The organism is uncultured Nostoc sp. (genome assembly GCF_964245445.1).
Taxonomy (GTDB): Bacteria; Cyanobacteriota; Cyanobacteriia; order Cyanobacteriales; family Nostocaceae; genus Nostoc.
Map to the genome: position 1 here is coordinate 1 of NZ_CAXTNE010000299.1, position 9,037 is coordinate 9,037.

The window sequence follows — 9,037 nt, forward strand, 5'->3', positions numbered from 1 at the left end:
GTGCGGGGGGCAGGGGAGAAAGTTTCCTCTTTTCCCCCTGCTCCCTACTCCCCTGCTTCTTCATTTCCCCCTTGCTCCCAGCTAAGAGCTCCCTTGCCTTATTCTCAACCATCCCTTCTTCATCACTTATTTCTCATTATGGTTAGTCAATCGAATTCTGTCTTGCTGCCCCAAGTTGAAGAAAACGATTTTCTTCCACCACTTGGTAATTGGACTACTATTGGCGGCGCGATCGCATTAGTTGCTGTGACAATAGCAACTGCCGTCGGCTCTGTAACTAAATACAAAGTCACCGTTCAAGCACAGGCAAACCTGCGTCCGGCTGGTGAATTGCGGCTGGTTCAGGCTGCTACAGAAGGGCCAGTTGTGCGGATTTTTGTGAAAGAGAATCAGGTTGTCAAAACAGGAGATGCGATCGCTACTATTGACGACTCCCGCCTGCAAACCAAGAAGAGTCAACTAGAAAGTAGCATTGGGCAAATAAAATTACAACTGATTCAAATCGACGCTCAGATTCATGCCCTTAATAACCAAGTTGTAGCCCAAACTGACAGCAGCAAGCGTGCGGTTGCAGCGGCACAAGCCGAATTGAGCAGTCGCAAGCGGGATTATCGAGATAAGCAAATTACTACTGTTAGTGATGTCCAAGAAGCGGCAGCAAATGTCAGAGCAGCAACTGCCGGGTTAGGAGCAGCCGAGACAAAGCGAAACCGATATGAGAACGTAGCCAAAGTTGGAGCTTTGTCACAAGATCAATTTGAGGAAGCACAACTAGCTGCTCGCCAGCAAGAACAAGCACTCTCTGCTGCTAAAGCCAAATTGCAAAGCTTACAAGCTGCCCTGAATCCAACTCCAGCAGAAGTAGCGATCGCACAAGAACGCATTGCTCAAGAAAAAGCTACAGGGCAAGGTAACATCGCTACATTAAACAAAGAACGCAACGCGCTAATTCAGCAACGGATTGAAATGCAAAAACAGTTCGAGCATGATGGCCGCGAACTTAAACAAGTGAATATCGAACTTAAGGAAACGATCGTTTCTGCCACAGCAAACGGTGTGATCTCCAAGCTCAATCTACGCAACCCCGGCCAAACATTGCGCCCTGGAGAAGAAGTTGCCCAAATTGTTCCTACTTCTGCCCCTTTGGTAATTAAGGCAGTGGTAGGAACTGAGGATAAAAGCAAGCTGAAACCAGGACAAAACGTGCAAATGCGAGTTTCTGCCTGTCCCTATCCAGATTACGGTACTCTCAAAGGTAAAGTTAAATCAATTTCTCCAGATGCATTTTTCCCACTAGCGAATAATGGTGCTGCTACAAGTGCTCCTACAATGGCAACTACTCCCAAAGCTACTGCTGCCTTCTATGAGGTAACAATTGAACCTGAAGCTCTGTCTTTAGGTCGAGGAAACAGACAATGTTCCATTCAAATGGGAATGGAAGGCAGAGCCGATATTATTTCTAAAGAAGAGACTGTACTCCAATTCTTTTTGAGAAAAGCCAGGCTAATTGTAGATGTTTGACCTTTATAGGCAGGGGAGCAGGGAGCATTTAGCTGGGGCAAAAGGGGAAACTTTCTGCCCTGCGCCCCGCACCCTGCCCCAATTCCTCTTTTCCTAAATTAAGAAAGCCATCGCCACAATCGATAATGCAATGCCCCATGCCTTAATTCCAATCCTGTTCCTCTTTCTTGCCACGACTTTTGTAAATACCCCCCAGGTTGTGAATTTGGCGAGTTTTCTCAAAAAGCTCGGCTTCGGTCAAACCCCACTGCTGCAAGGCTTTATCTAGGTCTTTTTGGATATCTCTTGCCCCCGGAAACCCTTGATAACGCATTCGCAGCCTAGCTAATTCTGCTAAGTTATAGTCTGTCGCCTCTTGAGAGAGTAAAATATCAATAAGGGGGCGATCGCGGCTATAAAGAGGATGTTGTTGGTCTTTACCTGCGGGTGCATCAGTCATCATGAATCCTGAGTGTCATTAGTGGTAGCGAGGTGTTTAGCCCGTGTTAAATCCTGAGTTTTAAGTTTAGCCCAAAGCTGAGGAGCAGAAAAAGCAAAAGAAATCATCTTCTGCACTGACAAGCTAATTGTCAAATTGAGAACTCCTAATTCCTGTACAAACGCGATTAATCGCGTCTCTACTGTACAGACGCGATTAATCGCGTCTCTACTTCTTAGACGGCAAGTACACCTGATGTCTTACGGCTCTCACCACTGCCACTCAAGTTTAAATAAAGTTACATTGTTCTTAAGAAAATACAAAAAACTTTAGATGAGGGTGAATTTTATCTCACCCAAAGTCCAAGCAGCGAGGGAGCAAGAACCCATTATGTTTGAACACTTCACTTCCGAAGCCATTAGAGTAATTATGTTAGCTCAGGAGGAAGCCCGTCGCCTGGGACACAACTTTGTAGGAACAGAACAAATTCTCCTGGGTTTGATGGGAGAAGGAACTGGGGTTGCTGCTAAAGTGCTGGCCGAATTAGGCGTTACCCTCAAAGATTCACGTCGTGAGGTAGAAAAAATTATTGGTAGGGGTTCTGGCTTTGTACCACCAGAAATTCCTTTTACTCCTAAAGTAAAAAGCCTCTTCGAGCAATCGTTTAAAGAAGCTCATAGTCTGGGACAGAATTACATTAACACTGAACACTTACTCTTAGGATTGACCGAGGCTGGTGAAGGTGTTGCCGCCAAAGTACTGCAAAATCTAGGAGTTGACTTCAAGACCGTCCGCAGTGCCATAGTTCGCCGTTTGGGTGAAAATGCACCAGCTATAGCTGGTGGTGGTAGTCAAAAGCGCACCCAACCATTAACGATGGAAGAGTTTGGTCGTAATTTGACCAAATTAGCACAAGAAGGCAGACTTGACCCCGTAGTTGGTCGCCAGAAGGAAATTGAGCGGGCGATCCAGATCCTCGGTCGCCGCACTAAGAATAACCCAGTGTTGATTGGAGAACCAGGAGTTGGTAAAACTGCGATCGCAGAAGGTCTAGCTCAACGGATTATCAACCAGGATGTTCCCGAAACCTTACAGGGTAAGCAAGTTATCAGCCTCGACATGGGGTCATTGGTAGCTGGAACTCGCTTCCGTGGCGATTTTGAAGAACGTATCAAAAAAGTCGTGGAAGAAGTTCGCACTGTGGGCAATATCATCTTGGTGATTGACGAAATTCACACCTTGGTTGGCGCTGGTGGTACAGAAGGTGGTTTGGATGCAGCCAACATCCTCAAACCTGCCTTAGCACGGGGTGAACTCCAGTGCATCGGCGCAACTACCCTCGATGAGTATCGTAAGCATATCGAGCGCGATGCCGCCCTAGAGCGTCGTTTCCAACCAATTATGGTAGGGGAACCCTCAGTAGAGGAAACAGTACAAATTCTTTACGGCTTGCGCGGCGCTTACGAACAGCACCACAAAGTCACAATTTTGGATTCAGCACTTGTAGCAGCAGCAGAATTATCAGACCGCTACATTAGCGATCGCTTCTTGCCGGATAAGGCAATAGACTTGATTGATGAAGCTGGTTCTCGCGTTCGTCTGCGGAACTCTCAAAGTTCTCCCAATAAAGAACTCAAGCGTGAACTCGCTGGCGTTACCAAAGAAAAAGAAGCAGCAGTCAGAGTCCAAGATTTTGACAAAGCTACACAACTGCGCGACCAAGAATTAAAGCTCGCAGAACAACTGCAAGCAACGTTTACACCAAACGATCAACCTATCAACTCGACTGTGGTTGACGAAGAAGACATCGCCCAAATCGTTGCTTCTTGGACTGGCGTACCAGTCAACAAGCTAACTGAATCTGAGTCAGAATTGCTTCTGCACCTAGAAGACACTCTACATCAACGGCTCATCGGTCAAGAGCAAGCAGTCTCGGCTGTATCTCGCGGTATCCGCCGCGCCCGTGTTGGCTTGAAGAATCCCAATCGTCCCATTGCTAGCTTTATCTTCTCTGGCCCTACCGGAGTCGGTAAAACAGAATTGGCAAAAGCATTAGCTGCCTACTTCTTCGGTGCGGAAGACTCGATGATTCGCCTAGATATGTCCGAATACATGGAAAGCCACACCGTCGCCAAGCTGATTGGTTCGCCCCCGGGTTATGTAGGATATGACGAAGGCGGTCAGCTTACAGAAGCCGTGCGGCGGAAACCTTACTCAGTGTTGCTATTCGACGAAATCGAAAAAGCACACCCCGATGTATTCAATATGCTGCTGCAACTTTTGGATGACGGTCAACTTACTGATTCCAAAGGTCGGAAAGTGGACTTCAAGAACACGCTGATCATTTTGACTTCCAACATTGGTTCCAAGGTGATTGAAAAAGGTGGTAGTGGTTTAGGCTTTGACTTTGATACTCAAGCCGATGCTAGTTATAACCGCATCCGCACCTTGGTAAATGAAGAATTGAAAGCTTACTTCCGTCCTGAGTTCCTTAACCGTCTCGATGAAATTATCGTCTTCACCCAGCTTTCTAGGGATGAAGTGAAGCAAATCGCTGAGATTATGCTTCGTGATGTTTCTAAGCGCTTGACAGAAAAGGGAATTATCTTAGAAGTTAGCGATCGCTTCAAAGACCGTGTAGTACAAGAAGGCTACAACCCTAGCTATGGTGCTAGACCATTACGCCGGGCAATTATGCGCCTCCTAGAAGATTCTCTCGCCGAAGCAATGCTGTCTGGTGAAATTACAGATGGAGATACAGCGATCGTCGATGTTGATGATGACTCTCAGGTAAGAGTGCGAAAATCAGAAAAACGAGAATTACTCTTGGCAAATGTTGGCTAATTTTATACCCGATCACCTTTTGCTGTAATATTTGAGAAATCCTCTAGCCTCTCATCTAAGTAGAGGCAATCGCAGGGGCATCTCCGACAAACATAAAGTGAAATGGTATTATATCTTTCACCCCTAGTAGAAATGCTGGGGGCTTTTTTTATGCAATTTTCTTTTGGATGCAACACATGGTAGTATAGCACAGCTAGCTGTGCGCTTTATAATTCTCCACAAATCAACAACTCATGGTGATATTGATTCCTCTGCCAACAATTCTGATGCTGTTTCACTTTCAACTACATTCTCAGAATCACCAGATTTAGAAAAGTTATCTGCTATATCTTTGATAAAACCAGCTACAGGTACCGCGATTAGCAAACCCAAGACTCCACCAACATTGGTTCCTACAAGCAAAGCAATTAACACCCATATTGGTCTGATACCAGTAAATTTGCCCAAAAGCCGTGGTGCGATCGCCTGATCAATTAACTGGTCTATGACAACAGCTACTGCAAAAATCTTCACTGCTAGCCAAAAGTCATGTGTGGCTATTATTAAAGTTATTACAACAAGACTGACGACATCGCCAAAAGGAATTAAACTCAAAAGCCCAACCCCCAAACCAAAAAGTAAAGCAAACTGGACTTGAAAAACTAAAAATAATAATGTTAATGAAACTCCCATCAGTAAAGCCAAACTTCCCTGACCAATCAAGTAATTTTGAAAGTTTTGTTGAATAGATTGACTTACCTTCTGAGCAAAACTTCCAGGTAGTTTTTTAAATATCCCCTCCCAAATCCTTGGGCCATCTAACAACAAATAGAAAGTTATTACTATTGTGATTAATGCCTCAGAGATACTATCAATCGTATCTATGATAATGCTTAAAAGTTTATCTGAAAGAAACTCTAATTCACTGGGTAATTGCTCAGTTAATCGGCTTAATAACTGACTTAAATTAACATTTATTTTGTGCCTAAAAAACCAATCATTTAAAATATGAAGTTTTTCTTTGCTAGAATCAATCCATTGGGGGAGGACTTTCACCATCTCATTAAATTGCTCTAAAACAATGGGAACCAAAGTGATACCCAAAGCCACAATAATTATCAATGCTGAGATAAAAACTAATGCTACTGCATAGCCACGTTTCAGTCCTCGCTTTTGGAGAATGGCAACAGGATAATTTAAAACGAATGCAAGCAAAGTAGCCAAAACAAGAATTGTTACAACAGGTTGAAAATTTTTAACCAGTAAAAATGCTAGCCAACCATTGAGAAACACTAGAGGAAATAACAGCGTAAAAATTAACCATCGAAGTAGTTGATTCAGTGGAAAATTCATAATTAATTTAAAAATCCCAATTATTTCAGTTACTAGATTGAACCTGGTAATTAAATATGTTCAAGGCTCAGAACTTGTACCAGTCCCAACAACCGCCTCAGCATGAATTCTGGGGCTACTAGCTAAAGTCTATCTATTGAAGACTGCGTAAGGTTTATAGTCTACTTGAGTGGACTTGTGTTATTAGCCAGAGAATTTATTCTCTGGCAAGAAAGTAGGCAGGTGCAAGATATAACCAAGGGTAAGTACATGAGAAAAATCTTCCCCTATTCCCTATTCCCTACTCCCGTTCGGCTACGCTCACGGCAAGCCTACTCCCTACTCCCCATTATTCCAATCACGAACTTTCAGCGAAAGCTAAAAATTGCTCCTCATTTATTCGGCCTGCTTGATACAGAGTATTAGTAATTTCCGAAATAGTTAAAACTGCATGACTGCGATAACCATTTTGCTGTAACCTATCTTTCACTCCTTGTTCATGGTCGATAAATACCACAATATCATTAACATTTAATCCTGCTGATTCTAACTTTCCTGCCCCTTCCATAACACTTTTACCACTGATGAGAATATCGTCAACAACTACAACTGTTTCACCAGGATGAAAGTTACCCTCAATTACTCTCCGAGTTCCGTGGGCCTTTACCTCTTTACGGGGGAAAATCATCGGACAATGAAGGCGCAAAGCTAAACCAGTCGCAGTAGGTAAAGAACCATAGGGAATACCTGCTAACCTATCAAAAATGAGATTCTTTAAAATATCCTGATATGCAGTGAGAACTTGATTGAAAACTTGGGGATTGGAAATAATTTTGCGTAAGTCGATGTAATAAGGAAATATAGCTCCTGATGCTTGGACAAAGCTGCCAAACATAATGCAGTCAATATCATAAAGTTGTAAAATCAAATCTTGGTAGGGATGCTGATTTAGAAAACAAACATCAGGAAACCACACAGAACATGTGGAATTTTCATGAATAATCTCAGCTTTGATTTGATTAATTTCTGCGCGTAGAGACTGGATTTCCTCAGATAGTTGGGTGTTTCCCAACATATCTTGAGGAACAGGAATCAGTAAACCATCACCGTTAGCATTCAAACCTGCTTCTAAAATTTGCTTCAGGTTTGCGCCTTCCGCCCAGATGCTACGCGCCATAATAATTCGTTCAGGCGCGATCGCTCGAATAAGTGTTAAAATCTCAGGATTTGTAGTTCCCACTTCCAAACCCAATTGTTCTGGAGTTCCCCAGGTTTTTGATTCTTTTACCACCTGTAAATAAAGGGGTGACTCGTTTGTAGGATATTGCTGTAAAGCTTCTGCACCTGCATTAGAAGTACAGCATAAAATAAACACCGCTTTATCAGGATAGACCAAAAAAGGTGCTACATGATCTTGTCCTGTATAGGGACTAAGAGTGATTGCATCCACCTGCCATTGTGTAAACACAGTTTGGGCAAAAATGGTACTAGTATTTAAGTCACTGTGTTTGGCATCTAAAATTACTGGAATATGGGCTGGAATAGCTGCTAAAGTTTTGTACAGCAATTCTAAACCGGGGATACCTAATGCTTCGTAGAAGCCAAGTGTCGGTTTATAAGCACAAACGAAATCAGAAGTTTCAGCAATAATGAATTGTAACCACTTTTCCAAACCAATGATGAGTTCTTCAGATTCATAACGCACAGGCATCATCTCTGGATTTGGATCAAGTCCTACAAATAGTAAGCTTTGATTTTGCAAGATATTATGATTCAATTTATCAAAAAAGTTCATTTTTTTAGTTTAAAAAAGAGTCATTAGTCATTAGTCATTAGTCATTGGTCATTGGTCATTAGTCATTAGTCTCCGTGTCTTTTTATCTCCATGACCATAGTTTGTTTACGAAAACATTGATTCTGTTAATTCACTACCGCCAGCCTTCCGCCCTAATAGAGAGTGAAGAACTGCAAATAAGATAACCATCGGCACTGAGGCAAAATGAACAATTCGCAATGCTTGCCAATCGCCAAACAAATCCACAATCCAGGGAAATTGAGCAGGTTTATACATTCCTATTCCTGTCAATAACGCTAGCAGCAAGATAGGAATAATTGCTGTATATGCAATCCGATGCCAAGCATAAATTAGACGTTTGGAATTTTGACTTTTTTGTAATGCTTTGAAGTCATTAGCACTTACAAAGCGATGTCGCCAGCGTCGGGTAATTAAAACGTAAATTCCATACCACAAGAGATTCAGCGAAAATAGCCACATTGCTGCAAAATGCCAGTGTCTACCTCCTGCAAGCCAACCTCCTAACGTAAATATCGGAGGAATGTGCAAACCTGCACGTCCACCAAAAACAGGGTTGGCGTTGTAAATTTGTAGTCCACTGGTGAGCATAATAAACAGACTAATGATGTTACACCAGTGGAAAATTTTGGCTCCTATTGCTTGAGTGGGTAGTTTTCGAGTTTGAAAGGGGGTCAAAGTCATAGATTTTGACTGATAAAATTTGTTGTTTATCTGTCTTGGGTAAATAGTCCAGCAAATTTGGGGGTGGACATTACTCACCTTTATTTTCCCATTCTATGACTCAGTATTCTGACATTGATGGTTTACCATCTGCGGTTTTAAATGTCAGTTTAAGTGTGGCTAAGGTTGTTTTAAGCTAAATTTTCAAAATTGGGCGATGTTTACAACGGGCTGTTGAGTGATGCTACTAAGATGCTGTAACCTGTTTTAGTGCCCACGATCAAAGATAAGACCTCTTGCATAAATCAAAAACAAAGAACCCCACCCCACATTTGCTGACGCAAACGCTCCCCTTCCCTTGCTAAGGCTACGGTGTATACACAAGTCGAATTACCCCTTTTAATCCCCCCCAAGCATTGGGGGGAAACTAGAAATACAGTTCCCTCCCCAATACATCGGGGAGTGTT

At 42.8% G+C, this 9,037-nt stretch carries 6 protein-coding genes; 2 read left to right on the plus strand and 4 right to left on the minus strand.

Annotated features, from left to right (window positions below):
- The gene (locus ACFE90_RS32255; RefSeq protein ID WP_375506394.1) at window positions 1–1,521 is read left to right on the plus strand and encodes an HlyD family secretion protein; all 1,521 of its coding nucleotides are present in this window, start codon (window positions 1–3) and stop codon (window positions 1,519–1,521) included.
- Window positions 1,522–1,663: 142 nt separating this feature from the next.
- On the opposite strand, the gene ACFE90_RS32260 is transcribed toward ACFE90_RS32255, so the two are convergent.
- Window positions 1,664–1,960, minus strand: a complete 297-nt coding sequence (locus ACFE90_RS32260; RefSeq protein ID WP_375506398.1) for a DUF3288 family protein — start codon at window positions 1,958–1,960, stop codon at window positions 1,664–1,666.
- 369 nt (window positions 1,961–2,329) lie between these two features.
- Between ACFE90_RS32260 and ACFE90_RS32265 the strand changes: the two genes are divergently transcribed.
- Window positions 2,330–4,783, plus strand: coding sequence for an ATP-dependent Clp protease ATP-binding subunit (locus tag ACFE90_RS32265; RefSeq protein WP_375506399.1), 2,454 nt, complete (start codon window positions 2,330–2,332; stop codon window positions 4,781–4,783).
- 231 nt (window positions 4,784–5,014) lie between these two features.
- Here ACFE90_RS32265 and ACFE90_RS32270 read toward each other — a convergent pair whose 3' ends face one another.
- From ACFE90_RS32270 to ACFE90_RS32280, 3 genes are all read right to left on the minus strand, one after another.
- A complete protein-coding gene (locus ACFE90_RS32270) occupies window positions 5,015–6,115 on the minus strand; it encodes an AI-2E family transporter (protein ID WP_375506395.1) in 1,101 nt (366 codons plus the stop codon).
- Between the two features lie 337 nt (window positions 6,116–6,452).
- Window positions 6,453–7,889, minus strand: coding sequence for a bifunctional orotidine-5'-phosphate decarboxylase/orotate phosphoribosyltransferase (locus ACFE90_RS32275; RefSeq protein WP_375506396.1), 1,437 nt, complete (start codon window positions 7,887–7,889; stop codon window positions 6,453–6,455).
- 105 nt (window positions 7,890–7,994) lie between these two features.
- Entirely contained in the window at window positions 7,995–8,591 is a 597-nt protein-coding gene (locus tag ACFE90_RS32280; protein WP_375506397.1) for a cytochrome b/b6 domain-containing protein, read from the minus strand.
- Between the last annotated feature and the right edge of the window lie 446 nt (window positions 8,592–9,037).

What these genes read in the sequence shown, in the direction of transcription:
- ACFE90_RS32270 (WP_375506395.1), bottom strand. Translation starts at nt 6,115, where the DNA reads ATGAATTTTCCACTGAATCAACTACTTCGATGGTTAATTTTTACGCTG.
- ACFE90_RS32275 (WP_375506396.1), bottom strand. Translation starts at nt 7,889, where the DNA reads ATGAACTTTTTTGATAAATTGAATCATAATATCTTGCAAAATCAAAGC.
- ACFE90_RS32280 (WP_375506397.1), bottom strand. Translation starts at nt 8,591, where the DNA reads ATGACTTTGACCCCCTTTCAAACTCGAAAACTACCCACTCAAGCAATA.
- ACFE90_RS32265 (WP_375506399.1), top strand. Translation starts at nt 2,330, where the DNA reads ATGTTTGAACACTTCACTTCCGAAGCCATTAGAGTAATTATGTTAGCT.
- ACFE90_RS32260 (WP_375506398.1), bottom strand. Translation starts at nt 1,960, where the DNA reads ATGACTGATGCACCCGCAGGTAAAGACCAACAACATCCTCTTTATAGC.